The sequence below is a fragment of the Mesorhizobium sp. M7A.F.Ca.CA.001.08.2.1 genome (genome assembly GCF_003998455.1).
In the GTDB taxonomy this organism is placed as follows: Bacteria; Pseudomonadota; Alphaproteobacteria; order Rhizobiales; family Rhizobiaceae; genus Mesorhizobium; species Mesorhizobium ciceri.
In genome coordinates this window covers 1-26,242 of record NZ_RZPW01000002.1, presented here as the reverse complement: position 1 = coordinate 26,242, position 26,242 = coordinate 1, and the positions used below count along the sequence as shown (strand labels likewise).

Genomic DNA, 26,242 nt, shown 5'->3' with positions numbered 1-26,242 from the left:
TATTTGTAGTCGGGAAACTCTCGCTCAGCCGGGAATTTAGGAGAAAAGATGCACGATAAAAACAGGTCGCTTGTGGATCTGGACAAGCACGCGCTGATCCATCCATACACAAATCTTGCCAACCATCAGCGCACTGGCCCGTTGGTAATTGAGCGTGGTGACGGCATCCACGTCATCGACGAGAATGGCAAGAGCTATATTGAAGGGCTGGCTGGTCTTTGGAGCACTGCGCTTGGCTTCAGCGAACCCGAACTTGCGGCCGCGGCTGCCAAGCAGTTCGATGCGTTACCGACCTATCACAGCTTCAACGGCATGGCCACTCGACCAATGATCGAACTCGCCAATCGCTTGAAGGATATGGTTCCCATATCTGACGGGCGTGTTTTTTTTGCCAATTCCGGCTCTGAAATCAACGACACGGTAATCAAGCTGATCTGGTACACCAACAATATTCTGGGTCGTCCCGAGAAGAAGAAAATCATTACGCGTATGCGCAGCTATCACGGCGTCACGCTTGCGACCGCTTCCATGACCGGTTTGGGAACTTGTCACGACGGCTTTGACCTGCCGTTGGACCGGTTTTTTAAATGCATGTGCCCAGATTACTATCGCGAGGGCCTGCCTGGCGAAAGCGAAGAGCAGTTTTCCGAGCGCTGCGCGGACGATCTTAGAAAGTTGATCGAGCACGAGGGCGCGGGCACAATTGCAGCATTCTACGCCGATCCGGTAATAGCTGGCGGCGGTGTGGTGCCGCCGCCAGCAGGCTATTTCGATAGAGTTCAGAAAATCCTGAAGGAAAATCAGATTCTATTCGTGGCGGACGAGGTTATTTGCGGCTTCGGGCGCACCGGGCGCGCATTTGCCTCCGATACCTACCATCTGCAGCCAGATGTTATCACAGTCGCCAAGGCCCTGTCCTCCGCCTATCTGCCGATCTCGGCTGCAATTGTGGCGCCGACTATCTGGGAACCGCTTATAAGCGGAAGTGAGAAATATGACGCATTCGCCCACGGCTTTACCTATTCGGGTCATCCGGTATCCGCGGCAGTTGCGCTCCGGACACTGGAAATTTATGAAGAACGCTCGATTTTCCAGCACGTGCAGTCTGTCGGAAAACATTTTGCGCAGCGCATTGATTCCTTCGCCGGCCATCCCATGGTTGGGGATATTCGACGGGTCGGTCTGCTCGGCGGGATTGAATTTTCGTCTGACCCAGCCACTAAGGCGCAGTTCGATAAGTTACTGAAAGTGGGCTCATTCTGTAGCCAGAAGTGCCAGAACCATGGACTGATCATCAGGAATATGGGCGACATCATCGCTTTTTGCCCTCCGCTGATCATCTCGGAACCGGAAATAGACGAGATGTTCCGACGGTTTGAGTTGGCCTTAGCCGAAACTTGGCAAATGGCAAAAGCCAATGCGTAGCACCGAGGTGACAGGCCAGCATAACTCGATGATTGCGGGAGCAAATTCAGACTACCCGACGCTCGGGATATTCATCGATGGTGAATTTATCGAGTCCAGCTCGGCGGCGCCCAAGGAAGTGATAAACCCAGCTGACGAGACAGTGTTAGGTCTTCTGCCTTCGGCCACTCCCCAATTGCTGGAAAGGGCGCTGCATTCGGCTGAGCGCGCGTTTGGGTCCTCGCGCCGATTCTTGCCTGAGAACCGGCAGGAAGTATTGGCCCGAGCGGCCGATATCCTTGCGGAAAGGGAAGCCACGATTTCCTTGCGTATAGTTCTAGAGCAGGGCAAGCCGTTGGGTCAGGCCCGGGCCGAGGTCGGCCGGGTCGTCGAGCTGTTTCGATATTATGCTCATTTGGCGCTGGAATTGTGCGATGCTGATCTCGGGGATAACCGACACGCAATCAGACGTTCGTCGAAACCGGTGCCGATCGGTGTGGTTGCAGCCTTTACCGCTTGGAATTTTCCTCTGGTGCTGCCGGGGCGTAAGCTGGCGATGGCTATAGCTGCTGGCTGTCCCGTTATCTTGAAGGCGGCAGAGGAAACGCCTGCGGCAGCAATAGAGCTCGTACGGGCCCTTCAGGAAGCCGGGTTGCCCGAGGGGTATCTGAATCTGGTCTTTGGCAATCCCGCTGAGATTTCGAAACAATTGATCGCATCGCCGGTCGTTCGAAAAATCTCGCTCACTGGCTCGATCCCTGTTGGTAAAGCTCTTGCGCGACTGGCGGCGGAGGGAATGAAACCCGCAAGCATGGAATTGGGCGGGCACTCAGCCGCACTTGTCTTCGCAGATGCCGATATAGAGGCAGCAGCAACTGAACTTGCCGCAGCCAAATTTGCGAACGCCGGCCAGGTCTGCACCGCGCCCAGCCGTTTCTTCATCGAAATGCCAGCTTATAACAGTTTCGTGGATGCATTCTTGTGCAAAGTTAAGAGCTTAAAGGTTGGAAAGGGGCTGGATCCCAATACGGATATCGGTCCACTCGCGCATTCTCGTAGAATTGATGCGACAGTCGGGGTGGTCGAAGACGCAATAGCCCGTGGAGCTCAGATCGTTACCGGTGGCAACAGGGTCAAGGGGGCGGGTTATTTCTTTGAACCGACAGTACTGTGCGAAGCGATGGCTGAAAGCGTTATTATGCGCAATGAATATTTCGCGCCACTCGCGCCGATTAATGGGTTCAAGAATGAGATGGAAGCGGTGCGTATGGCGAACGCCTTGCCGTATGGGCTAGCCGCCTACATCTATACGCAATCACGCGAACGCATCGAACGTCTGACTATTAGTTTGGAAGTGGGTGGCGTGTTCATCAACACGACCGCCACAGTGACGGAACTAACGCCGTTTTGCGGAGTGAAAGAAAGCGGCTACGGATACGAGGGTGGGCGCAGAGGGCTTGATACGTTCCTTCACTATAAGCTCGTCAATACTGCGATCTGACTCAGTTCTAATGATTTGGATCTGGCTCTTTTCAGAGGGGATCAGCTCCATGGTCCAGCAAGTTGCGTTGCCGTTCTTGACCGGCGGGATTGACCGTCGAGGCCAACGCCGAGAGCAGGGCGCGGGCGCGGGTCTTTCTCCTCTTTGCCACCGGGGCGTCGCGCCGGATCCACAGCCGCCATCTTCGACGAGTATCGGATATTCCCCGTGCTGGGCTGAAGGTTCGGTCTGCTCGTCGCTCAGCGGGTTGTCCCAATGCGTCGTTATGCCGTCGACGAATCTTTGCCCAACGTTTGGCGGCAGCGTTGTGGCCGACCGATCGCGCCGCACGCCGCCCCTCTAGTGTCGGGCGAGTTGAGAAACTGACCCCGCATTGCCTCAAGCAAAATGTTACCAATAGTGTCGCTGTTCCGAATGGGATGGTCAGGTGTTGTCATCCCGATTCGGAGGATGGATGGCAAGGCGGATCAGCATGGCGACACGGTCGGAATTGGTGGAAGCAATTGTCGAGCGGTATCGATCGGGGAGCCGAAGCGATAAGCGCCATCTCAGCCAGCCGAAGATGCTGAAGCGCGTGACCGGTATCCATCCAGCGGCGGCACGCCGCCAGGCCTTACCATGGCTTCTTCGCTGCCGCTGCAGGAGGAACTCCCCACGCGAGCGCTGGATGTCGGTGCCGAGCCTACCCGCCAGCGTCGACCGCCTCCTCAGGAGCACGCCGAACCTTTGCGAAGTGGTCAGACTGACCGGATTTCATTGCCCTTTTATCTATCCTGACACCAACGCTCGCCTGGCTTCGCGGCGAGGGAGGCAGAGTGGCTGCTTTCATGCTCGTCGACTTCCTCCTGGCAGTCTCACGTGCCCCCTCGTCATGCCTTGGCCAAATGAGCGTAACTTGCTGCAAAACGGCCGAATTTGTGCTCCCCACACGTCACCAGCTTATAGCGACGCGGGTTGCTGTCCGTGACGCAAGACGCCAGCGGCTCGATGACTGAATTGAAATCAGCATCAATAAAGAATGGGATCGAGTACCGCTCGCGCCCAGAGGTGTTAACCACGCGGTGCATGTTGGCCAGATAGAGGTCATTGGTGAGCCGCTGGATCAGGTCGCCAATGTTGATGACGAAGGTGCCGTGGATAGGCGTGCCCTCCACCCAGTCGCCTTCCCGATTCATGACCTGAAGACCGCCCACGTCGTCCTGTGCCAGGATGGTCAGATTGCCATAGTCCGTGTGCGCACCGATACCGATGATGTTTTCCCCGACATAGCCACCCTGCGGAGGGTAGTGGAGAAGGCGCTGGATACTGATCGGGTTGCGCATCAGTTTCTCGAAATGATTTTCCTGCAAGTCCAGACTGAGAGCGATGCCCTTCAACAGTGTTTTCGCGAGGATGACCATTTTCTGATGGTATGCGTATGTCAGCTCGGAAAACTCGGGCAGGGTTGAGGGCCACTGGTTGGGACCAAAAAACGGACCTTCCAGGCTCGGACGCTCAGGGCCGATGTCAAAGCATTCTTTGAGGTCTTTCGTCTTGCCTGGATCGGTGTTTTCCCCGAATGGCTCGATGTATCCGCGCAGCGCAACATCCGATTTGCTTACGTGCAGTTCCATCTTCTGCGGCATAGGCAAATCAAAAAACCGGCGACTCACGTCGAACACCGAATCGACGAACTCGTGAGGAATGCCATGGTTCTTGACGTACATGAAACCAGTGTTCGACAGCGCCCAACGTATCTGCTTGGCCACTGCCTGCTTATTGCTGCCATCGAGAAGGGGCGCGATATCGACCACCGGAATCTTGTCAAAGCTTTCGCGCTTCGCACGCAGCTTGTCGTCCAGTCTGGCAACGAGATCTACGGACATGAACATACCTCATCTGTTTGTGAATTCCAATGCAGGGGAAGAGCGCGCCGTTTTCTGGCAAATACGGCAAACGCGGTGAGCCAGCTGAAGTCAGCGGTAGCATGACTTTCCAGAGCGGGGGTCGCGCAAAAAAGTAACTTGCCAAATGACTTTATTTCGGCTGCTAGACCATTTGGCTTTGCATATAAGATGAGCCCATAGCCGAACTGGAGCTAGGCTCATGTCGTTCAAAGGCGTTATTCCGCCCGTCACAACGCCCTTTAATGCGGACGGATCTATCGACCGTGACGGCTTCTGCGTAATGGTCGAGCATCTCGTCGCGACTGGCGTCCACGGGATCCTTGTCGGTGGCACGACAGGCGAGTACTACGCCCAGTCACGCGATGAGCGTGTCGTCCTGCTAAAACTTGCAAGGAGCATGGTGAAGGGGGAATTGCCCCTGATTGCTGGCGTCGGCGCGATCCGCACGGAAGACTGCATCGAATATGGCTGGTTGCAAAGGACCTGAAGTACGACGGCATCCTGATAGGTTCGCCCTACTACGCTGTCCCCACGCAGCTCGAACTTGCCAATCATGCCCTTGCAATTGACAAGGCCGCCGATCTGCCGGTGATGCTCTACAACTATCCCGGACGGACCGGCACGATGATGGATTTCGAGTTCCTGGACCGCGTCGGTCGCAGCTCCAATTTCTGTGCAATCAAGGAGTCGAGCGGCAGCATGAATCAGCTGCACGCCCTGGCTCGTGACTATCCGCATATCGACCTGTTCTGCGGGATGGACGATCAGGCGCTCGAATTCTTCGCCTGGGGCGCCAAGGGTTGGGTCTGCGGAGCGGGCAACTGCCTGCCGGCTGAGCACCTCGCGTTGTACGAAGCGTGCGTTATTGAGAAGGATTTCACCAAGGGCCGGCAGATCATGTCGGCCCTTCTACCTCTGATGAGGCTTCTCGAACAGGGCGGCAAGTTCGTCCAAAGCATCAAGTTCGCGTGCGAATTGGCTGGATTGCCGGCTGGGCCGGTGCGCCGACCTATGCGGGCACTCGACGACCAACAAAAGCGGGAACTCGAGTCGACGATCCGCACCCTTAAAGCAGTCATCGCGTCGATCACTACAAAATCCCAAAAGAGGGCTTCCGAGAATGTCATCGCTATTAACGCGTGATGAGTACCAGAACTTGGCGGACAGCTTGCCACTGCCTACTAACGCAGCGATCGACGGCACGGCGCGGGCAGCACAATCTGGGGATACATTCGAAACCATCAATCCCGCCACGGGGCAGGTCATCGCCAGGATCGCTTCCTGCGGCCAGCCCGACGTCGATCTCGCTGTCGAAAAAGCACCACTGGCGTTTGAATCGGGCGTCTGGTCGCGTGCGCATCCGAGCGAGCGCAAGCGCGTTCTGCGGCGGCTAGTAAAACTGATGGAGCGAGACGCCCATGAGCTTGCAGTGCTTGAGACGCTTGAAAGCGGCAAGCCGATCTATGACGTCGAAACCATAGACAGCCCTGCACTGCCTGGAATGGCACGCCGAAGCCACCGACAAGCTCTACGGCCAGACGTCGCCTTCCGGTGATGATGTCGTATCGATGATCGTACGCCAGCCGCTCGGCGTGGTCGCTTGCGTTCTGCCCTGGAATTTCCCTATCCTGATACTGGCATGGAAGATCGGGCCAGCTCTTGCGAGCGGCAACTCCGTAATCGTCAAGCCGGCCGAGCAGACCAACATGTCAACTTTGCGCATTGCCGAACTGGCGCATGAGGCGGGGATCCCCGCGGGCGTCCTCCAGATTGTAACCGGTCCCGGCGAGATCACCGGCAAGGCACTCGGCCTGCATCCCGACGTCGACATGGTCGCCTTCACTGGTTCGACCGATGTCGGCCGGAAGTTCCTGGAATATTCCGCCAGGTCCAATCTCAAGCGCATCGTGCTCGAATGCGGCGGGAAGAACCCCTGCATCGTTCTGGATGATGCCGAGAACCTCGATGTCGTAGCACAGCATGTCACCCAGGCGGTCTTCTCGAACATGGGCGAGAACTGCTCGTCCAATTCGCGCCTCATCGTTCACGAGAAGATCAAAGACCGCTTGGTGGAAACGGTCCTGCACAAGCTCAGGGAATGGCCTCTGGGGGAACCGCTGAACCCAGCCAACCGGCTCGGTGCCATTGTCTCGAAGGAGCAGTTCGACCGAATTATGGCCTACATCACGAAGGGGCGGGCGGAAGGCGCCAGGATGGTCACGGGCGGGAACGCCCACAGGTACGGGAAAGGCTTTTTCATCGAGCCCACCGTGTTCGACGATGTTACCCCCAAAATGACAATTGCACGGGAAGAAATTTTTGGACCGGTGCTTTCCGTCATTAAGGTTACCAACGCTGATGAAGCAGTCCGGGTAGCAAATGACACGCAATATGGACTTGCAGCCTCGATCTTCACAGCCAATCTTGGCAAGGCACATCGTATCGCGCGAGACATCCGCGCCGGAACGGTGACCATCAACTGCTATGGGGAAGGAGACATCTCGACGCCCTTCGGCGGCTTCAAGCTTTCGGGCTTCGGGGGACGGGACAAGTCGTTGCATGCCCACGACCAGTATACCGAACTCAAGACCATCTGGACGGATATTTCCGATCCTGAGGTCTCGCGTTCGGTAGACTAGCCGATCGCAAAGATGGACCACGCGGCTGCCCGCACGCCTGCGGACACGTCCCTGTCCGGCTGGTACGGTATTCTGCCGCCTCCCAAGGCACCGGAGGTGCTGCGCGACCGTCACAAGGCAGACTGGCTCATTGTCGGAGCCGGCTTTGCTGGTCTGGCGGCCGCGCGGCGTCTGTCCCAACTGGTGCCGGACGAGCGCATTGCGGTCGTCGACGCCCAACGCATCGGTTGGGGTGCTGCCGGGCGCAACTCCGGCTTCATGATCGATCTTCCGCACGAACTCGGCAGTGAGCACTACGGCGGAAGCCAGGACCGCGACCGCCGGCGCATCCGCCTGAACCGGGCCGCGATCGAATTCTCTGCTTCATCCGCAGACGAGTACGGTCTGCAGAAGTTCTTTGTTCGGGCCGGCAAATTTCATGGGGCGGCAACCGGCCACGGTCTCTCTGCCCTACGCGGGTTCGAGGAGCACCTGACGGGATTAGGCGAGCCATTCGAGCGGCTCGACGCGCTGCAGCTGAAGGAAATCACCGGAACCGACTTCTTCGCCGGAGGTACCTTTACGCCGGGAACAGTAATGGCACAGCCGGCCGGCTTCATCCGCGGCCTCGCCCAAGGGTTAACCCGCGGTCTCCATATATTCGAGAATTCGCCGGTCATATCTCTGCAGACCGGCAAAATGCATAACGTGAGGACGGCCGGGGGCGAGATCACCGCGCCGCGGCTGATACTGACGGTCAACGGTCATCTTGAAAGCTTTGGCTTCTTCAGGAAACGCCTGCTCCATGTGTTCACCTACGCCAGCATGACAAGGCCGCTCTCCAGGACCGAACAGGCGCTTCTGGGCGGTCAACCGACCTGATCCCGGCTGATCCGATGGGATCAACTATCCGGAGGATCGGCAACCGGATCCTCGTCCGCAACACCTTTACCTATAATCCGGATATGTCCACCAGTGAGAAGCAGATCCGTCGGATCGGCGCTGCGCACGACCGATCGTTCCAGGCGCGCTTCCCTATGCTGGGTGAAATACCGATGGAATTTCGCTGGGGAGGCCACTTGTGTCTCTCCCTCAATTCAGCGCCCGCATTCGGCGAAATTGAGGATAGGGTCTTCGTAGCCGGATGCTGCAATGGCCTTGGAACGGTGCAAGCTACCCTCTATGGGATGCTGGCTGCCGATCTTGCCGCCGGTAGCAACGAGCCGATGGTTGCAGACGCCCTGAGCGAGCCAACCCCAGTTCGGCTGTATCCAGAACCGCTGATGTCGATCGGAGTGCCGTTGAAGCTGTGGGCGATGCAGAAGCGGGCCGGCAGAGAGCTCTAGCTTTCTCGTTCTTGCGCCGCCGTTTCCCGGATCCAGCTACGGAGGCTCTGCGCGGTAGGGGACAGTGTGCGATTTTCAAACCAGGTGAGATAATAGCTACCAGGGGCGGGCAACTCGAGATCCGTCAGTCTGACGAGTCTCCCTTCTTCGATCTGCGCCTTGACAAGGCGGTGCCAGCCAACAGCCACCCCTTGATCGGCTTGAGCGGCCTGGAGAGCCACGAAGAACTTGCCGAAGCGCCGACCACGGGTCGGCCCATGCGAGACTCCCGCGCGCCGCAAGACCTCGTCCCAGCCAGCCCAGTCGGGATCCACCCAGTCAACGTGCAGCAAAGGAAGGTCGGCCAACGACTCCGCTGTTGCGTCGCGATGCTTGCTTGCAAATCCAGGGCCGCATACCGGGTAGATTGTTTCATCGAAAAGGAGTTCAGCATCTTCATTCGACCACGATCCAAACCCGTAGCGGATACGCAGTTCGACTTCGGCGCGCCGGTATTCTCGAGGATTGTCCGAAATCAGGTGGTCAACGGCAATGTCCTGATTTCGCGTCCAGAAGTCCGGCATCCGTGGGATCAACCACATCGACGCGAACGCATCAGAGCAGGCGAGAGTGACGTTCTTCGCCCGGTCGCCGTGCTTCACATTTCGGACGATATCTGCGGCCCGCGAAAAACCGCTGGCCAACGCGCCATAAAGGTCTTCGCCGGCGCCTGTCAGCGCCACGCCGGTTGCCAGCCGAGCGAAGAGCGGAACACCGAGCTCATCCTCGATCGCTTTGATCTGCCGGCTGACAGCCCCGGGAGTGACGTTCAGTTCGGCAGCAGCCAATTTGAATGACAGGTGCCGGGCAGACGCTTCAAAAACAGCCAAAGCAGTCAGGGACGGCAGGTCGTAATAGCGGCGAACCATCTCAAGCTCCAAATACTTCGACAATCGCGCCGGGCGACAAATATATCAACCACTCGGTACTTTTGGAAATCGGGTTGCAGCTGATAATCTGCGTTACGGCCGATTATGGCCGCAATTCCAACCCAGCTGCGCCGCAGCTTAGTAAAACTGCTCGAACCATGCTTCGCGATCTGCGACGCTGCCCGATCAAAGTCCGACACCGCTGTAGCGTAGCACAATCCGTGGCGATGCCGCTGACTGACAACTCAACAAGGAGGTGAAACTTTTGCAGGACTGCCCCACTAGTCTTCGGCGGCCTTTCAGAGATTATGATGGGAACTTTTCTCAAAGGTTGACTTGAGCCGTGACTGGCATTGATAAGAAAACTGCGGTGATAACAGGCGCTGCGGGATGCATAGAGCGAGCTATCTCCAGGCAGTTCGTTGAAAGGGCTTTCGTGTGGTTGCGAGCGACCTCGACCAGGCCGGACTCGACAGGCTTGAGGCAGAACTAAATCTATCCGGACAGAATGTCTGGACCAAAGCTGGTGACCTCAGGAGCAAGGACCATTGCGAGGATTTGATCGAGTACTCCGTCCAGGCGATGAGCGCCTGTCATTCTCTTCTTTGTGCGGAGCGACGTTGACGCAGCAACCTCTGGACTGATGATTCCTTTAGATGCCGCTGACCATAATGGCGCAGGATGACTTCTCACCACTGATGCAGGGGCGCTGTGTCGTTTCACTCCGAGAGGGCTCTCTCATTGCACAATTGCGTTTTGAGAGATGCTCAAGCGTCGCGGAGATAGCCGTCCCAAGGTCCAGCCATTGGGATCATCGGAGCGAAGATCCAGACGTTGCGCCATTCTGCAAGACTGTCAGGCGGCCCATGCAGAGATGCGGGCAGCGGTTAAGCGGGTCGCTTTACCGGGCCTCCAGTAGGCGTGGCGCGCAACAGACAGGTGGAGAAATTGAGTCAGGACAATGACAAAGGATATGCCGCTTGTATTCGAGACATTTCTGGAAAGGCTCTCGGAGAGCGTCGACGAAACAGATTTTCGGGATGCCTTGGCCAGCGCGGCCTCAAGATTTGATCTACTCACGTTTGCGTATCTATCCCTGCCCTCACAACCTTCCGGCGAGCCCAAGTTGATCTCAAATTATCCGCGTCCCTGGACAGCGCACTATCTGCGAAACCAGTATCAGAGAGTCGATCCCGTCATCATGCGTGCGCGACTTGCCGAACGTCCATTCCAATGGGAATGCGACCTTCGTGGCGTTGAGACATCGAAGGTTCAGCAAAGGCTGTTCGCTGAAGCGGCAGAGTTCGGCATCTGCTCTGGATTGACGATCCCGATTGTCGATCGCAGAGGCCGTGTTGCTGTGATGACCTTTGCAGCGCGTGAGCCGTCCGCTTTACTGCGCGTCGCCGAGCGGTATGAGCAGGCGCTCCAACTCATGGCAATGTGCTTTCACATTCATATTCGCCGCAAACTCTCTGTCAATCGAACGGTTGACGGCATTTTGCTGACACCACGTGAATATGATTGCCTGCGGTGGGCGGCGCGCGGCACGTCCGCCTTGGATACGGCCTGCATCTTGGGCATCACGGCGCGCACGGTCGCTTTTCATCTGGATAATGCCAGGAATAAGCTCGGCGTGCGCACCAAAAACCAGGCCGTAGCGCTGTTAGCCTCCTCACGATCTTCAATTCTCTAGATTAGTAAACTGCTTCGACCATGGTTCCTCTATGCTTTGCACAGGCCGCTTCAGTAGGTGCACTAGCCTCCGATGGCAGGCTCATTCCTTGCGCAACATTGTGCCAGATAGCATTGCAAGCCCGTCCGCGAATTGACGGTCGCTGGAGTTATTCAGGCGGCCAGAGTTCATCAAAGGTCCCCGCGAATAGCTTATCTTTGGCGATCGGAACAAACGACGTCGATGGCGAACCGTTCTCGATGGCGGCGAGCGGGTAAGGTTCGGTTCCTCTCGCAATGACCATGCCGCATCCCGCGCCCATGGCTATCTTTGCTGCCATTAACTTTGTTACCATGCCACCCGAACTATAGCGGGTGAGAGAATGACCCGCCATGGCCTCTATCTCGGGGGTAATGCACCGCACTTCTGTCACGAGACGAGCCAACGGATTGTCGTGCGGGTCTTCCGTGAATAGGCCATCTAGGTTAGAAAGCAAAATTAAAAGGTCGGCTTTTACCATCTGCGCGACCCGTGCCGCCAGCCGGTCATTGTCGCCAAAGCAGATCTCGGCCGTTGCGGTCGTGTCGTTCTCGTTGATGATGGGTACGGCCCCGATTTTGAGAAGTTGTTGAAGGGTCGACCATGCATTGTGCCGGCGATTCTGGTTCTCTATGTCTTGGCTGGTCAACAACATTTGCCCCGACGCAAAACCATGGCGCTTTAATCTCTGTTCGTAAGCAAGCATAAGTCGAACCTGACCAATTGCCGCCGCCGATTGCTTCTCCTCAATTCTGAGAGGTCTGTCTAACCCATCGAATTGACAAGATCCAAGCGCGACAGCGCCGGATGTAACGAGAATCACTTGCTGCCCGCGTGAGAAAAATCGGGCGACATCGGCTATTAGCGAATCAAGCCAAGCGCCGCGCAGCTTTCTCGTTTGTGGATCGACAAGCAGTGCAGAGCCAATCTTCACGATGATCCGGCGAGCTGAACGCAATTGGCCCGCGCTTGTAGTCTTTTGGATTGGGTGTTGCTGCCATGGCAGGGAAGACATTTTTTCAATCTCTTGGTATCCAAACAGGCGGCTGTGCGGCCTTGCAGGATGATCAGATTTCAACTTCTTTGTATGACCTAACATTTTCGGAGCCGCCGAGGACTTGCTGCGGAACGTACCACTTGTCAGTGATTTCGGTCGTGAAGAGTCTTTAAATTCGTTGTAACCGGGGGTTCACGATGATTAAAGGCGCGCATGGTGTCCTTGCTGCCGCGTCAGCTGCCAGTTGCCTTGCCAATCTATGAGTTCATTTGGTCAAATCAGACTGCTGCGGCGATCGAGCAGCGAAACTCGGGGTCTGCACGTTGCGTGCCCAGCCTAAGTCGAATAGCGCCTCGCCGTTGATTGCAATTCGGATATTCAGCGGCCCGAATCTGTTCGGCGCTCTGTCCATACCCAACCATACTACTGCGGGGAGCGAGGCTACGAGGAACTGCGGGGTTGTCGTCGCATCATCCAGCGAGATCGCTAAGGACGCACAGGCAACTGCCAAACCCTGTTTCGCTGGAAGAGCGCTCTCGCCGCCTCGGCTTCGTCCTGCGGGCGCTCAACGGTTCGCCTGCGGGCAATTCCCACCGGAAAATTGCGTCGGCCAACCGCGGGTCGGCGCCGACTGGAAAGGTCCTCCCGATCATCTGTGCGACCGCGTTCGCTGCGCCGTGGCCATGTGCCGATGAATGGCGGTAGCCAGTTCGTTGCTCAAGAAGCTAACGCCTTGCCCTTTTCGTCAGCCCGGAACAGTTCCTTGTAGCCGGTCGTAATCATCCAGTTCGCCCGGTCGATATGGCTGTGAATAGCTTTGCGGGCGCGCCCCGGTTCAAGTGCCGGGTCAATACCGAGAATGAGATCGGCCATCTCTTCTACGGTAGCATTGTCGGCGCAGGCGTCGAGGATCCTCAGATAGATTTTGAAATGCTGCCTGTCATAGCTCGTGAGGCTGTCTGACCAAGGGACCTCGTCGAGCAGTGTTGAGCTTTCAGTCCAATCTGTTCCCGTTGTTCGATTCATGTCTGCCGCGAACCTCGCATCTTGATCGCTGGATCCAAGGCAGAATATCCCAAAATGGGATAATCCGAAACGGGGATTAGTCGCTGAGCCGGTCTTCACCTGACCGGTTCACCTTAATGCCCAAATCTCTTCGATCTCCCCGCCACCAGCGGTTTCTGACCCAGTTGATCTCACTGCGCAAGGTCAAAGGACTGACGCAGGCGCAGGTGGCTGAGAAGCTTGGTCGTCCGCAATCCTTCGTGGCGAAATATGAGGGTGGAGAGCGGCGTCTCGATATCATTGAGTTTCTCGACGTAACTGCGGCCCTCGACGCTGATCCGTGTGAGATTCTGTTGAGCCTGCGGACGTAGGGGGCGCCCGCGCCCATCACGCGTGCCGGGTGCCAGTGGGTCGCTCCCCGCTTTTCTTGGCTCAGAGCGTCTCGACCATTTCCGCTGCGCTCCCTAGCGCGCGTCGTAAGACTCTCGCAATTCTCTCTGTGGCGCCTTCCAGCAGGTGGCGCCGCATCCTTCTAGGCCCGCCGCGGCGTCCCGCAACCCTAGCTAGCTGTGCTTCGGGTCATTCTCCTCGTTCCGGTCCTTCGGATGCGGCGGCTCAGACCGCGGGTCCGTTCCTGTCATGACTCGCCGCCGCACCGCTTCCTGGGAGCGGCGATTGGCGAGCGGAGGACAAAACGATGAGACAGAAGCGTACGCCAGCGAAGAGCAGGCGAGGGCGGGCGCCATGTCCTCAAATCCGCTCTGCGGCTAGCGAAACGTCGGAATCGTTCCTGTCTCCGTCTTGTTGAGGCCAGTTGCGCGGGAATGGTCCCAAACCGCCGCCCAAGCGGGCGCGCCCATAGGTGGCGCAATGCTATCGGTCGTAGTCACGACCAGTCCGGGGACTCCGCGGCTGGGCTACACTTAACTAGTGTCCCGCAAGGTCACCCTTGCTGCCGCAAGCTGCCCGTTGAGCCACGCTTCGGCATGCTGCGCATAATTATGCCGACCGCCTGCGTCATCACGCTTGTCTGCCTGCGAATCCACGCGCGGGGAAGGCAAGTTGCCCGGGACCACAAGGATTGCGGCGGTTATCGTCACACCCGTCCGGCGAGATCGCTGTTCGAGGTGGCGAGGCTGGCATGCTGCGCAACGGCATTTCTGGGGGGCGCCGCGAGCATATACCCCTGCGGTGCGAGCCCGCATTCCCGTTTTGCTGCCCGTCCGACTCATTATGGACGCGATCTGGCCCGATCGGCGGTTGAAAGCCGCCTCCGGACTCTCTTGAAAGTGTCAACAGTTGCGGCGTAAGGGCGACTGCAAAAAATCCTGTTTCGCTCAAAGCGCGCTGCCGTCGCCTCCGCTTCGTCCTGCAGGCGCTTCGACGCTTGGCTTGCGGATGCCGAAGCACTGGGATATCCGCGCCGACTGGAAGTCCTCGCGATCATCTTCGAGCGCATTCGCGCTGTGGTGATGCGTCGATGCATGGTGGTTACGCGACTTCGTTGCTTGAAGCCAAGCGACCGCACCGCCCATTTCGTCAACTGGCGAACAAATCCTTGTAGCCGCTCGTCACCACCAGTTTGCACGGTCGAGATGACTGCGAAGAACGTTCCGTGCGCGCTCCGGTTCGCGTGCCGGATCAATGCCGAGGATCACATGGGCCATTTCCTCTTCAGTGGCGTTGTCGGCTGAGGCGTCCAGGAGCCTCATATAGGTTGTAAAGTGGTCCTTGTCGTAGGCTGTAATGCGGTCCGACCAGGGGACCTCGTCGGCAAACGGCGTGTTCGATTTGGGCTGTACATCGCCAATTCGATCTCCGGACAATGGACCCGCGAAGCCCTCTGCCTGCTAAATGTGGATTACATATTATAGTTGATAAACTCAAGCCGCCTGATCCGCTGGCTTGCGTGCATGGATATGCGCAAGTTGGTCGGCCGGAATGTACAGAGGATCAGGCAAAGGAAGCATCTGACGCAGGAGCAGCTTGCGGAGAGTTCCGGGTTCAGTCAGCAGTACATCAGCGGCTTGGAGAAAGGCCGAAGAAATCCGACAATTATCACGATCTATGAACTGGCGGCCCTCGGCGTCAGCCACATGGATCTGGTTCAGCCCGACAAACAGACCTGATGCCCCCGCCCTCCAAGTAGCTAGCGGCCTGATGGCGCGCGCCGGGGGCTCGTGAACCCAACCCGCTTTTCTTAGGGTCCCCCGGCAGCCCCTGCCATTTGGCTCGCCTGGCGCGGGCGCACCCTATTGGACAGTCGGCCGCTGCGGTTTTTGACCGCCTTTCCTGGGGCGTGGGTTGGTCGGCATCCCCTTTTAGGCCCGCCGCGGCCTCCCGCAACCTTCGCTCTCGCTTCAGGTCCTAATCTCTTGGTCACGGTCTCCGGATGCGGTCCGCCTCTTTCAGCGGGCCTAATCGCTTTCTGCCGCCCACCCCACTGGGACAGGCACGCGAGACGAGTATCGAGCGTTGCGGTTAGCGCACGAACAGCAAAGAACTGAAAAACAGGCAACTGTCGCAGCATGGCTGAACCAGCCATCTTGTCGGCATCTAGGAGCCGCGTGTTCGCCTTGCGCTGACACGAAGCTCAGACATGACGTCCGGGAGACGATGCTGGCAAATGGTCTGGCTGAAGCATTCCACCCACAATACCAAAGCCCGTCCCGATCCAAAGCGCTTCTAAGCACTCCATCTCAGGCGCGAGGCTGGCTGGCCAGTGCACCTTCTGGGTCCGCCGGAAGAGAATCCCGCCCGACAATAGCTTCATGAGGTCTTGCGCTGCAGTGTCGACCGTAAAAAAGGGCGCGCGAGGCGCCCTTCATTTTAAACCGGCAGTCGGGAAGCAGGCTTCACTCTGATATTCAAAAGCGGTAGGTGACACCTGCGCCTATCAGCCAGGGATCGAGCTCCGCCTTCCCCGTCAGCTTCGCGCCGGCCACCGTGACGTCGAAGTCCGGCTTCAGGAAAAGCTTCTTCACGTCGAAGTTGAGGCCCCAGTGCTGGTCCACCATGTAATCGAATCCGACCTGCAGCGCCGTGCCGAACGTGTTCTTCACCTTGAGAGCATCAGCGCTGCCAGTGTCCTGGTTGTAGAATATCGTGTAGTTCACGCCGGCGCCGACATAAGGCTTGAACGCGCCGAGATCGGTAAAATGGTACTGCAACGTGAGCGTCGGCGGCAGCAGCCAAACTTTGCCGATGTTGCCCAACCCTCCGATCGTCCCTTGGCCCGCGATGTTGGCATAGGTGGTACCGAGTATGAGTTCGGCGGCGATGTTGTCGGTGAAGAAATACGAGATATCGAGTTCCGGCGTCACCGTGTCCGAATACGAAAGACCGGAGCCGGGAAGCGTATCAACGTAGCCCAGATCTTTCGTAACGACGCCCAACGCCCGCAGGCGGACCTGCCAAGGGATTGGCGCTTCGGTGACCGAGGCTCCCGTCTCCGCCAGGACGGTCTCTGCTTGCGCAGGCTCCGCGGCGACGGCCTGCTGTCCCACCATGATCAGGGCCACCGCCGCTGCTGTTGCCCGCGCTACGCCCATTCGCGTTCTCGCCATGAGATTCACTCCTTGATGTTCAGAAAGGATGCACTGCACTATTTCGTCTCCTGCTCGAATGAATTGTTGATGGACCTCAAATGCCCCTCTTGCGTTGCAACGCGTTCCGCCGTCTCCGGAAGGTGATCGTTGAAGCCGATTGCGCTGCGGAGAAAATTGGTGCCTAGACTGATGAATGCGGCTTGCTCCCGATTGTCCTCGCCGCAGCCGTGCCCGCCTGCGCTGGCCTCGTAGAAGTAAGCGGGATAGCCAAGAGCCTGCAGTTTTGCGGCCATCTTGCGCGCATGGCCCGGATGGACGCGGTCGTCGCGTTTCGTGGTGGCGATCAGGATAGGCGGATAGGGCTGTCCCGGCGCTGCGGCGTGATAGGCGGAGATTTCCTTCAGGAAAGCCCAATCGTGAACCTTGTCCGGATCGCCATATTCGTCGATCCAGCTCGCGCCCGCCAAGAGCTTGGTGTAGCGACGCATGTCGATAAGCGGTGCTGTGCAGAACAGAGCCCCGAAATGCTCAGGATAGCGGGTCAGCATGTTTGCGATCAGCAGGCCGCCATTTGAGCCACCCTCGGCGGCAATCCGCCTCGGCAGGGTGATGCCCCTTCGCACGAGGTCGGCGGCAACGGCGGCGAAATCGTCATGGGCGAGACGCTTGCCCTCCCTGCGCCCGGCTTCGTGCCAGCGGGTGCCGAACTCGCCGCCGCCGCGGATGTTCGCCTCGACACACGTGCCGCCGCGCTCGAGCCACAGCTTGCCCAGCGGGGAGTTGTAGTAGGGCAGGAGTGATACGCCGAACCCGCCATAAGCGGAAAGGTGAATCGGAGCATCTCCGTTCCCGTTCGCCGGACCAACCTGCGTATAGGGGATCAGCTCATGATCGATAGAGACTGCCTCGTGGCGCGTGACCACCAGTCCGGATGCATCGAAATTCTCCGGGCTGCGCTTCAGGATTGCTGAAGCGCTGAGAGACGGCGCGGCATTCAGATCGAACAGCAAGAGCTGCGGCGGCGTGATCGGATCCTGAGCACAGATCAGGACCTCTCCATTGGTCTCGTGAACTGCCGCATCGAATGACCAGACGTTGACAGTACCTTCGGCGGGCAGGGTGTTCAGGACTCGGCGCGTCCATTCCTGGTGGCCGGGAGTGAACATCTCGAAACGCGGTGCGAGATTGACGAGGTAAGAGATAATGAGCTTCCCGTCATTCCAGAAGAATGACTGCATGGAGCGCCTTTCCCCTGGTTGAAACAGGGTCTCAAAACGGCGTCCGCCGGCGAGGAAAGTGGAAAGCGAGATGACGATCAGCGCGTCGGCGGGATGGGTGGTGCCTCCCACCGTCCAGGGCTTGCGCGGCCTTACCGCCAGCCAGTCGCCGAAGACCCGCCACGACGCGTCGCGAGGAAGATCGATCTGCCTCCTCGGCCCGCTCCTATCGCCGATCCAGCTGATCTTCTCGAAGAAGGCCGGCTGCTCGATGAACCAAAGGCGCTCGCTGCGGCCGGTGCGGTCCGAATGACCAGACACTTGGAAGCTTTCGAACCCGGCCTCGAAGATTGCCGGCGTGGTGAGGGGATCCGCGTCACGCTTCCACAGTCGAACGGTGCGCGCATAGCCGGAGCGGGTGGCCATGCCATTACCAAGCGCACTGAAAAGCAGAAGCGTGTCAGGGTCCAGCCAATTAACGTAGCCTTTGGCCTCGGGGAGGTTGAAGCCGTCGGCGACAAAGCTCAGAGAGATCAGGTCGAATTCGCGATGCGCGACCGCGTCGCTGCCGCCGCGCGACAGGCGCAGAACGGCTCTTTCCCGTCTCTCCGGCTCGATGGACGCGCCGTCCCAGATCCAGTCCTCTCCGTCGCTAGCCGCGAGAGCATCCAGATCGAGCAGTAGCTCCCATTGGGGATCCGCCTTCATGTAGGAGGCAAGGGTGGTCCGGCGCCACAGTCCGCGTGGATTACCGTCATCTCGCCAGTAATTGTAGAGGTACTGACTACGGCGCGCGATCAGGGGAAGATTGTCGCGATTGTCGAAAATGGCTGTCAGAGCCGCGCGGTCGCGCTCGAACTGCGTTCCACCGAAGTGCTTCAGAGTCCTTGCCGATTGGCCGGCGGCCCAGGCAAGTGCCCGCTCGCCCTCTACTTCAAGCCAGACATAGGGATCGTCGTCGGGAGCATCAAGCGTTGGACGGACATCAAATGCGTTCATGTCCGGACAGCCTTCAAAAAGAAGGGATAGAGGCTTCCGTCGGCTCGGGAACGCTCAGTGTCGGTAGCGGCGCCCACATGTTCGAAAAGCGTGATCATTGATGAGTTCTTCCAGTCGGTGCGGCATCGCAGTGCTTTTGCGCATAGGGCCGCAACCTTCGTGCCAACTGGGAAAATCGTTTCGGAACAATGCGATCGCCCTGGAAGCGTTGTGTCACATGTCCGACATCGTCGAGAATCCGACAACGAGTGCTCCTCCTAATCACCGGATCAACCTCCGGCGCCAGTCGTGGACACTGTGCAGAACTCGAGAAGTGAAGCTCATTGGAGTGAACCTGGTTGACGCCCAACATCTTCGCTCTGGAGCGCTTCACGCACACGGATTTATGGCAGACACCATGATGCGATCGATGCGGTTAGAGACCAAGCTGGCTGCGCCTGTGAGTTTCAGCCGCCAGCTGGAAGCAGCGGAGTTCTGAGGAGAAGGGTGGGGGGCCCAAGCCCTGCCGCAATCTTGGCCTGCACCGTCCCCTTGATTGCTGTCGATCAAGCCAGGAAGCTGCATTCGGGCGAACGCATGGCGCTGGTCCCCATGGCAACTTGGGCTGATGTGGGGCCGTCCGATATGCGATACGAGGGTCTAGGATAGGGGAGCTCGGGCTCGGTAGTATCTCAGCGAGACGGCAATGGTCGACGAAGTCTTCCTGACGCCACGCATTGGTATGCCGCGGCAACAGGGGCAGTGCGGGCGCAAGTCTGGTCGTGAAATCGGCTGCTACAGGGGCATGCAGCGCTTCATCTCCATACCGTCCGCGAAGAAAGCGCGGCGCGAGCATCACCAAAGAGAAGCGGCGCGCCGTTCGTTTTGCGGTCCACTGACCAGTCGGCTTCACCTGTACAATACGGGCTGGCATAGCGTGAAACTTAGCCTCCAATGGCGGAAATTTCCCCCAGGAGACCTAGATGACTAAGCTTATAGCACCCGGGCTACGACAACCTGCCCACAACCAGCGTCGAAGCCACCGCCACGCCACCAGGTCTTCAGGGAACGTCCTGAACGGAACCCAGCCGGGCACTCCTATCAAAGCGACTCCCTTCGCATGCTCAGGCCGCGCTTGCTGTCGCTGCGCGGGACCGACAGCCTGCTTCTGCCCTGCACAGTGCCGACGACACATGCTTCGACGAAATGGCGTCATCGAGGTCGGGTGGCTTCGGCGCCGGTGCTTTGCAAAATTGCATGATGTTTGGACGTCCGTGGGGGCGGGCAAGGGGGCACAGTCGTGCCTGCAGTTCTCGTGACTGGCGCGGTCGAGGCTGATTGGCGGGATGAACGATCATATGACTGCACCGCTGGTATGACGCCGCGCGAAAGGGCATGGGAGTTTTTGCGCCGCAATCCAGCATTCCAGCGTGAGGTGACCGCTGCAAGCCAGCAGGCCAATAGCTGGTCTTACCAACCCTTGCTTGACCTGGTCGCGTCGGCCGGCGACCTGTTACGCTGGGGTGTTCTGTTTCGCCGAGTCTTATGGGCGAATTTCGATCGTTTCTGGTTCCGCTCTGGTGCGTCCATGTGTTGCCAGTCATTGCAGAACATCTGCCAGCATCGTCGGAGACAACGCCGTGCGAACTCTTGGCATTGCCATGTCGTGCGACGGTCCTGCCTGGCGCCCGGCAAAGGCCAACATGTTCTTCTTCGCAATGCCGAGCATACGCTCCAGCTCGCCGTCTCTGGCGTGGATATCTTGAGCCTGTCTGTCTCCGAACCGAGGCGATCTGGCCCGCGAGCTTTTGAGGCACCGCCTGAGGGCGGCTCGAGTGCCTCAATGCTCTAAGTGTGGGTCAACGTCTGCCTGCCCGCTGAATTTGGCACGCCTTACACCTACGTCACGACCAAGACCTTCCTGTTGCACTTCGGCCTCGACACACTGCGGGATTTGCCCGATTTCGAGGCGATTGAGGTTGCCGCGCTGCTCAGCAAGGAGAAGCTGCTGGCGGGCGATACTCCCATCGGGCTGGTGAGTGGTGGAGGAGGTGAGGAGCGACACTCCAAGGCCAGGACGGGCTAGCGCAGCAGATACATGGAAGTAATCGCTTGATATGAGCGGTTGAGAGTCGAATCAGGGAACTATGCGATCACTATCGATAAGAGGTGGCAATATCGATCGTGATTGTATCGGGCCACTCTACGGCGAAGGAGGCGGCAACTTGTGTCTCCGACCCGAAACGATTACCTTGCGGCCATTATGAGCAAGCATTTGCATCCGTCTTGACGACCGTGAACGCGCCCTGCAGCGTACAGCTGGACGACGCGGCGCTGGCCGATTGCTTTGCGGATCTCGATTTGGCCAAGCAGCATCCCGCTCATGTCAGCGCCTTTCTCGGCGAGGTCCCTCTCGCCCAGCAAGTCGAGTTCGCAACCGCGCACCACATTCGCGGTCGACGAGATGAAGGCTTTTGCCGCCAAGTTCTCTGCCTGGTCCGGCGAAAGCTATCCGCTCGCCGCGTAATGGCTGGACATGATAGCCGAGGCCCGTCCGAATGGCGGCGGCTTTTTCGTATTATATCGACCTGATCGACAAGATGCGGCGGAACAGGGGTCCACATGCGATGCGGCCAAAGCGGATCCAGCTCTCGAGCGCGACTACGGGGCAGGTGTGGTCGCTGGAGCCGCGGCCGACCTCGACCTCGCGCCAGCCGGTCTTGCCGCGTAGGGTGACCAGCAGCCCTTGCCGTCAAAAATCTCGATCCAGCCGGCGCCATCGCTGTTGTCGTCGCGCATGACGTCGAGACCGACGATCTCGGAGCGCCGCAGGCCGCCGCCACAGCCCAGGAGCAAAATAGCGCGGTCGCGCAGGCCCTGAGGTCGTGGCCGAGCGTGGCGATCATCGCCAGCAGATCGTCGCCAGGACCGCCTCTTTCTGCCGCGGTGGCTTTGCGTGCTTGCGGCGAATGCCGGCAAGAACCGTATAGATATGCCGCTCCGCGCGGTCCAACGGCCGGCCGCGCTGGGTAAAGTTCCAGGCGAGGCCGGAAAGCCGCCGCTCGATGGTCGCAACCAAAAGGGCAGGGGCGCCACGCTTCGGATCGCCGGCGGCGGTGCCCGAGGCACAGGCGCTGATATTGAGCCCGATCACCTTCGAGCCCGGAGCCAGGGGATCGAAGCCAGCGCGCCGGCACCAGGAGGAAAAATGCCGCCAATCCTTGGGGTAGGCGTCGCGCGTGTTCTCCGAGGTGGCGTTGTAGTCCCTCGCGGTCTCGACCAGTTCCTGGACATGCGCCGGGACTCTTTGAGCCGGGTCTCCATCTCCTTGTAGAGCTTGTCGAGCTCGCCATCGACTGGCTTCAGGTCGTCGATTGAACATTGCGTCCTCATAGGCTTTGTGCCTTGTTGTAGCAGGCATCGTCCGTTCGCGCGGCGGACACAGACATCACCGTCGCTGAGCCGAGAACGACGGTAAAAGAAAATGCACTCACTGACTTCATAACCAATCTCTTTTGCGGGTGATTTAGAAACGGACGCCGAGCTTGGCGCTGAACACGTGTGTCTGGGCATCCGAGGCGATCTGTCCCTGATAGGCGATGCCGAACGTCGCGTTCTCGGTGATGTTTACGTCCAGCCCAGCTTCGAGCAGAGCTGCGTTCTTTGCGATCGGCACGCCCTTGATGGCGAAGGACGAACCGCCAGCAAAGGCAAGAGCGGTATCCGGCCTGACGTCGCCGAAGGCGTGGCGCCAGCCAAGACCGCCGCGCGCGGTAGCAGTCACGGTGCCGAGGGTCAGTACCGTCGACGCACGCAGACCTAGCGTGGTAAACGCCGTGTCGCTCGAGCGATCCCCGCTCGACAAGGCGGCTGCGCCGCCATTCTCGGTGAAGCCATCGGCGTCAAAATTCACATAAGCGAGATTAGCGTAGGGCTCGAAGAAGCCGAAGCCGTATTGATACGGTAGCCGAGCTCGCCAAAGGCCTGGAACGTGCCGGCGTCGTAATCGGCCGAAAGGCTGTCGGCGAAGCCTGGAAAGACCACGGACCTGCCGGTCTCGATGCTGTGCCAGGCATAGGCAAGGCCGGAACGAAAACCGAGATTGCCGTTCTGCGTGCCGGCAAAAAGACCGAGATGGTAATTCTCGCTCGAGCCCGACGACGCGCGATCGTCCGCCTCCAAGGAGGTATGGCTGTAGCCGCTGATGAGGCCGAGCCGCCAGCTTTCGCCGACAGCCGCGTCACCGCCAGCCAGAAAGCCGCCGGTCGAGTGCTCGAGACCGGCGGCATTGCCGTCGCTGTCGAGATGACCCCAGGCGCCGAAGCCACGGCCCCATACGGCGAAATTCTCACTCGTTGCCGGGGCCAGTTCCAGACCACCCAGCCCATAAGTCATCACCGGAACGCTGGAGGCACCGACGCCGTCGAACGCCGCACGGATCCGTTCGCTCGCGGCATCGCGTACAGAATGACTGTCCTCGATGAGGCCGCTATGAATGGAAGCATGAACCTCGCCTGATAGCATATCGAAAGCGTTGCGGGCTTCCGGCGCCGTCAGGAACAGGATGTTGTCCTGGATCGGATTACCGCTTCCAAGCGCCTGAGCCGCTGCGGCGACCGAGCGTTGATTGAAGGTGCTGGCTACATCGGCAAACGCCGTCGATGTGCGGCTGATATCGAGATAGACATTGTTGGCATCGTAGACGAGCTGGAAATCGACGAAGGGCGTCGCGTCTGTCGCCAGAGCCCCCGTCAGCCCGCCATAGGTGCCGCTTACGCCGCCTGCTGCGGAGAGCAGAGTATATCGGGCATCGACCAATAGCGTTCCCTGCCGCAGGAGCTCGATCTGCGCGCCGCTGTCGATCGCCGCTGCTCCGCCAACATCGATGAGATCGGACGACCTTGCGAGGTTGACCTGATAGATCGATCCGGACTGCTGCGCGAAATCGCCCGTGACAGTCATTGTGGTGACGATCCTGCTCGGATCGGTCGCACTGCCAGGAGCGACCGTGCCGCCCTCGGAAATGGTGACCGCACCGTAGGTGCCGCCGCCTGCGACGACACCGCCGCTGTTTGCGATAGCCGTGCCCCCGATCTGCCCGTCATTCCCGAGAAAGCCGGACGTGGTCGCATCATGGGAAAGCACACCTGTATCGGCAAGCAGCAATCCCGCGCCGGAACCGACCGTCGTCATGCCGGAAAAATTGTTCTTTCCGCTCAGCGTTTGCACGCCACCGGCAACGAATAGTTTGCCGCCCATATTATTGTTATCAACGTCGAGGTCGTTGATGCTGCCGGCGAAAGTGTCGTTCGAAGCCGTTAGCACCAGGGTACGCTTGCCCAGTTCGACCGTTCCGCTGCCACTCAGGCTACGAATACGGGCATCGTTGTAGGCGTCGGAGATTCCCCAATAGTCGCTGCCATTTCCATGTTCGGAGATATCGAGCGTGCCGTCTGCAACGACTTTCGCTGACCGTTGGATGTTGCCGAGCCCCGCAAGCGAGAGATAGGCATCCTGAGCAATATTCGTCTCGCCGGTGTAGGTGTTGACATTCGTCATCCGGACCACCGTCTTTGTATCAAGCGTCAGCGATCCGGAGCCGGAGACGACACCCGCTATGCCGACCCCGCCCTCATTCCCCATGCTCGTCGTGATCCTGCTCAGACCGGTCCCTTCGGGTGCGGATGAATCGGTAGAGAAGTTGCTGGCAGTGACGAAATGTGACGTATAAGCGGTATACTTCTTCTCCAGATCGAAAATGACCGATCTGTTTTTGAAGAAGTCAAGACCGGCAACAAAACTGGTCTGGTCGTTGGGTTGTTCCGTCGTGCCGCTGGTGTAGGTGAAGTCGATATTGTCCAGCCTTACCGGATCGCCATCCGTTCCTGCGATTGTAACGCTCGGGATGTTGCCCGATGCGCTTACGATCTCGCGTTGCTCATTTCTCCGAACATTTTTAAGTTCGACGCCCGCATCCTGAAATTGCTTCAGCATCGCATCACTGATCTCCAGACTGCCACCGCCCGGTGTGCCGGTGTCGAGCAATACCGCGGTCTTGTTGGGGTCGGTGATTGGTGGGGCTCCATCCTTAACCGTGTACTGCAGATTGTAGCTGCCTTCGTATTCGGTCGAGGCATTGGCGCCAGAGCCAGGAAAATTCTGATAAGAATCCTGATCTTTTTCCTCGGGTTCTCCCCATGGCATGGCATTAGTATATTGGGCCCGGAGGCTTGGATTGAGGTTGACAATCGTGCAGGGGGAACAGCCAGGCGTTTGGTCGCTCTCGGAATCCGGATTCACATTGGCGGAGACCACGTAGCCAGACCTGGTGACACTGCCCATCATGCCCCAGACACTTGTCTTGCCAAGAAAATCGCCGGCCCCGAATGTACCTGCGAAATCGCCGCCTTCGTCTGCCATCTTGCCAGCGGTCATTTTCGCCCGCTGCTCCTTATCGGCGTGATAAGGTTCTTGGAGATCCTGACCATACATATCTTTAAGTCCATCCGTCACGGATCCCGGCGTGCACTTAAGATTGTTGTCCTTGCAATACGCATGGGTATAGACAAAATCGAGAATGCGAGCAGCCCGGTATTTCTTATCGCTTACAGACGGCCCGTCGATTGTTATCTTTTGATCTGGATCGACATATGTAAATTTATCAATTTCCACGTTCTGAAGCTTATTACCATACGTTCCGTCCCCGTACGTATATACGTAAGGCGTGTCGGCAATCGGGCGGACCCCGGTCACCTCTGACCCGATCTGCGTGTTGAGCTGGTCCGAGCCCGTGTCGAATACGTATCGCTGCGCGTTGCCATTGTTGATCTTGGCCCAGATGCCCAGGCGGTCATGGCCTTCCCCGACATACTCCAGCGGGATCGAAATCGGGTCGTCGGCCAACGCTTCTCCAGTTGGAAATGCTACCAGACCCACCCCGAGAGACACAGCCGGCAGGAATACCGTCGTCATCGCGGTGGTTGCCGCCAGAAAGTTCTTTGTCCTGAAACAAGCCTGCATACCTGGTCCTCGAAAAAGTCTCGCAAACTGATTGATCATTGGAACGGCCTCCTGAATGTTGTTTAACGAGACCCTTTATGGCGGCCCTGGCTGACAACAG

Annotated in this window: 17 protein-coding genes and 5 pseudogenes; 11 read left to right on the top strand and 11 right to left on the bottom strand. The window is 58.5% G+C overall.

The features are described from left to right. Nucleotides 1-48 precede the first annotated feature (48 nt). Nucleotides 49-1,425 carry an aminotransferase gene (locus tag EN914_RS00350; protein ID WP_024505867.1) on the top strand — a complete coding sequence of 459 codons (1,377 nt, stop codon included), beginning with the start codon at nt 49-51 and terminating at the stop codon, nt 1,423-1,425. Then, nucleotides 1,418-2,905, top strand: a complete 1,488-nt coding sequence (locus EN914_RS00345; RefSeq protein ID WP_024505868.1) for an aldehyde dehydrogenase family protein — start codon at nt 1,418-1,420, stop codon at nt 2,903-2,905. Before EN914_RS00350 ends, EN914_RS00345 begins: the two co-directional genes overlap by 8 nt. 869 nt (nt 2,906-3,774) lie before the next feature. Here EN914_RS00345 and EN914_RS00335 read toward each other — a convergent pair. After that, nucleotides 3,775-4,770 carry an isopenicillin N synthase family oxygenase gene (locus EN914_RS00335; protein ID WP_127218540.1) on the bottom strand — a complete coding sequence of 332 codons (996 nt, stop codon included), beginning with the start codon at nt 4,768-4,770 and terminating at the stop codon, nt 3,775-3,777. Nucleotides 4,771-4,990: 220 nt separating this feature from the next. Between EN914_RS00335 and EN914_RS00330 the strand changes: the two are divergent. From EN914_RS00330 to EN914_RS00315, 4 genes and pseudogenes are all read left to right on the top strand, one after another. Further along, nucleotides 4,991-5,934 (top strand): annotated as a pseudogene (locus EN914_RS00330) (dihydrodipicolinate synthase family protein). After that, nucleotides 5,912-7,430, top strand: a pseudogene (locus EN914_RS00325) (aldehyde dehydrogenase). Before EN914_RS00330 ends, EN914_RS00325 begins: the two co-directional pseudogenes overlap by 23 nt. Before the next feature lie 12 nt (nt 7,431-7,442). Then, nucleotides 7,443-8,291: an FAD-binding oxidoreductase gene (locus EN914_RS00320; RefSeq protein ID WP_050580555.1), complete on the top strand. Its 849-nt coding sequence runs from the start codon at nt 7,443-7,445 to the stop codon at nt 8,289-8,291. Nucleotides 8,292-8,305: 14 nt separating this feature from the next. Continuing rightward, nucleotides 8,306-8,755, top strand: a complete 450-nt coding sequence (locus EN914_RS00315; RefSeq protein WP_050580554.1) for an FAD-dependent oxidoreductase — start codon at nt 8,306-8,308, stop codon at nt 8,753-8,755. Here the strand turns inward: EN914_RS00315 and EN914_RS00310 are convergent. Then, entirely contained in the window at nt 8,752-9,663 is a 912-nt protein-coding gene (locus EN914_RS00310) for a LysR substrate-binding domain-containing protein (RefSeq protein WP_024505695.1), read from the bottom strand. The genes EN914_RS00315 and EN914_RS00310 overlap by 4 nt on opposite strands. 961 nt (nt 9,664-10,624) lie before the next feature. Here EN914_RS00310 and EN914_RS00305 point away from each other — a divergent pair. After that, on the top strand, nt 10,625-11,359 hold the full coding sequence (locus EN914_RS00305; RefSeq protein WP_032899801.1) for a LuxR family transcriptional regulator: 735 nt from the start codon (nt 10,625-10,627) through the stop codon (nt 11,357-11,359). A gap of 148 nt (nt 11,360-11,507) precedes the next feature. Here EN914_RS00305 and proB read toward each other — a convergent pair whose 3' ends face one another. Further along, nucleotides 11,508-12,476: a glutamate 5-kinase gene (proB, locus tag EN914_RS00300; RefSeq protein ID WP_245265427.1), complete on the bottom strand. Its 969-nt coding sequence runs from the start codon at nt 12,474-12,476 to the stop codon at nt 11,508-11,510. A gap of 615 nt (nt 12,477-13,091) precedes the next feature. Continuing rightward, nucleotides 13,092-13,400 carry a DNA -binding domain-containing protein gene (locus EN914_RS00295; protein ID WP_024505691.1) on the bottom strand — a complete coding sequence of 103 codons (309 nt, stop codon included), beginning with the start codon at nt 13,398-13,400 and terminating at the stop codon, nt 13,092-13,094. Nucleotides 13,401-13,516: 116 nt separating this feature from the next. Between EN914_RS00295 and EN914_RS00290 the strand changes: the two genes are divergently transcribed. Next, a complete protein-coding gene (locus EN914_RS00290; RefSeq protein ID WP_024505690.1) occupies nt 13,517-13,750 on the top strand; it encodes a helix-turn-helix domain-containing protein in 234 nt (77 codons plus the stop codon). Between the two features lie 1,168 nt (nt 13,751-14,918). Here the strand turns inward: EN914_RS00290 and EN914_RS38945 are convergent. Continuing rightward, nucleotides 14,919-15,190: pseudogene (locus tag EN914_RS38945) on the bottom strand (hypothetical protein). Nucleotides 15,191-15,292: 102 nt separating this feature from the next. Here EN914_RS38945 and EN914_RS00280 point away from each other — a divergent pair. Further along, nucleotides 15,293-15,508, top strand: a complete 216-nt coding sequence (locus EN914_RS00280) for a helix-turn-helix transcriptional regulator (RefSeq protein WP_024505688.1) — start codon at nt 15,293-15,295, stop codon at nt 15,506-15,508. A gap of 738 nt (nt 15,509-16,246) precedes the next feature. On the opposite strand, the gene EN914_RS00275 is transcribed toward EN914_RS00280, so the two are convergent. Both EN914_RS00275 and EN914_RS00270 read right to left on the bottom strand, forming a co-directional pair. Then, nucleotides 16,247-16,945, bottom strand: a complete 699-nt coding sequence (locus EN914_RS00275; RefSeq protein ID WP_024505687.1) for an OmpW family protein — start codon at nt 16,943-16,945, stop codon at nt 16,247-16,249. 38 nt (nt 16,946-16,983) lie between these two features. After that, nucleotides 16,984-19,143: a prolyl oligopeptidase family protein gene (locus EN914_RS00270; RefSeq protein WP_024505686.1), complete on the bottom strand. Its 2,160-nt coding sequence runs from the start codon at nt 19,141-19,143 to the stop codon at nt 16,984-16,986. A 1,354-nt stretch (nt 19,144-20,497) separates the two neighbouring features. On the opposite strand from EN914_RS00270, the gene EN914_RS40080 reads away from it, so the two are divergent. Continuing rightward, entirely contained in the window at nt 20,498-20,974 is a 477-nt protein-coding gene (locus tag EN914_RS40080; RefSeq protein ID WP_407067767.1) for a transcriptional regulator domain-containing protein, read from the top strand. 33 nt (nt 20,975-21,007) lie between these two features. After that, a pseudogene (locus EN914_RS00260) lies at nt 21,008-21,208 on the top strand (SMC-Scp complex subunit ScpB); the annotation flags it as partial. Between the two features lie 161 nt (nt 21,209-21,369). Here the strand turns inward: EN914_RS00260 and EN914_RS38225 are convergent. The 4 genes and pseudogenes from EN914_RS38225 to EN914_RS39810 form a co-directional block, all read right to left on the bottom strand. Beyond that, entirely contained in the window at nt 21,370-21,606 is a 237-nt protein-coding gene (locus tag EN914_RS38225) for a hypothetical protein (RefSeq protein ID WP_024505684.1), read from the bottom strand. A gap of 115 nt (nt 21,607-21,721) precedes the next feature. Next, a pseudogene (locus EN914_RS38940) lies at nt 21,722-22,504 on the bottom strand (integrase); the annotation flags it as partial. Nucleotides 22,505-22,648: 144 nt separating this feature from the next. Further along, entirely contained in the window at nt 22,649-23,035 is a 387-nt protein-coding gene (locus EN914_RS39815) for an autotransporter outer membrane beta-barrel domain-containing protein (protein WP_024505681.1), read from the bottom strand. After that, nucleotides 23,032-26,181: an autotransporter domain-containing protein gene (locus EN914_RS39810; RefSeq protein ID WP_081714461.1), complete on the bottom strand. Its 3,150-nt coding sequence runs from the start codon at nt 26,179-26,181 to the stop codon at nt 23,032-23,034. Before EN914_RS39810 ends, EN914_RS39815 begins: the two co-directional genes overlap by 4 nt. Nucleotides 26,182-26,242 lie beyond the last annotated feature (61 nt).

Coding starts and splice junctions, on each gene's coding strand:
- EN914_RS00275 (WP_024505687.1), bottom strand. CDS start 16,945: ATGGCGAGAACGCGAATGGGCGTAGCGCGGGCAACAGCAGCGGCGGTG.
- EN914_RS00310 (WP_024505695.1), bottom strand. CDS start 9,663: ATGGTTCGCCGCTATTACGACCTGCCGTCCCTGACTGCTTTGGCTGTT.
- EN914_RS00350 (WP_024505867.1), top strand. CDS start 49: ATGCACGATAAAAACAGGTCGCTTGTGGATCTGGACAAGCACGCGCTG.
- EN914_RS00280 (WP_024505688.1), top strand. CDS start 15,293: ATGGATATGCGCAAGTTGGTCGGCCGGAATGTACAGAGGATCAGGCAA.
- EN914_RS00305 (WP_032899801.1), top strand. CDS start 10,625: ATGACAAAGGATATGCCGCTTGTATTCGAGACATTTCTGGAAAGGCTC.
- EN914_RS00290 (WP_024505690.1), top strand. CDS start 13,517: ATGCCCAAATCTCTTCGATCTCCCCGCCACCAGCGGTTTCTGACCCAG.
- EN914_RS00270 (WP_024505686.1), bottom strand. CDS start 19,143: ATGAACGCATTTGATGTCCGTCCAACGCTTGATGCTCCCGACGACGAT.
- EN914_RS00315 (WP_050580554.1), top strand. CDS start 8,306: ATGGGATCAACTATCCGGAGGATCGGCAACCGGATCCTCGTCCGCAAC.
- EN914_RS40080 (WP_407067767.1), top strand. CDS start 20,498: ATGACGCCGCGCGAAAGGGCATGGGAGTTTTTGCGCCGCAATCCAGCA.
- EN914_RS00345 (WP_024505868.1), top strand. CDS start 1,418: ATGCGTAGCACCGAGGTGACAGGCCAGCATAACTCGATGATTGCGGGA.
- EN914_RS00335 (WP_127218540.1), bottom strand. CDS start 4,770: ATGTCCGTAGATCTCGTTGCCAGACTGGACGACAAGCTGCGTGCGAAG.
- EN914_RS39810 (WP_081714461.1), bottom strand. CDS start 26,181: ATGATCAATCAGTTTGCGAGACTTTTTCGAGGACCAGGTATGCAGGCT.
- proB (WP_245265427.1), bottom strand. CDS start 12,476: ATGTTAGGTCATACAAAGAAGTTGAAATCTGATCATCCTGCAAGGCCG.
- EN914_RS00320 (WP_050580555.1), top strand. CDS start 7,443: ATGGACCACGCGGCTGCCCGCACGCCTGCGGACACGTCCCTGTCCGGC.
- EN914_RS00295 (WP_024505691.1), bottom strand. CDS start 13,400: ATGAATCGAACAACGGGAACAGATTGGACTGAAAGCTCAACACTGCTC.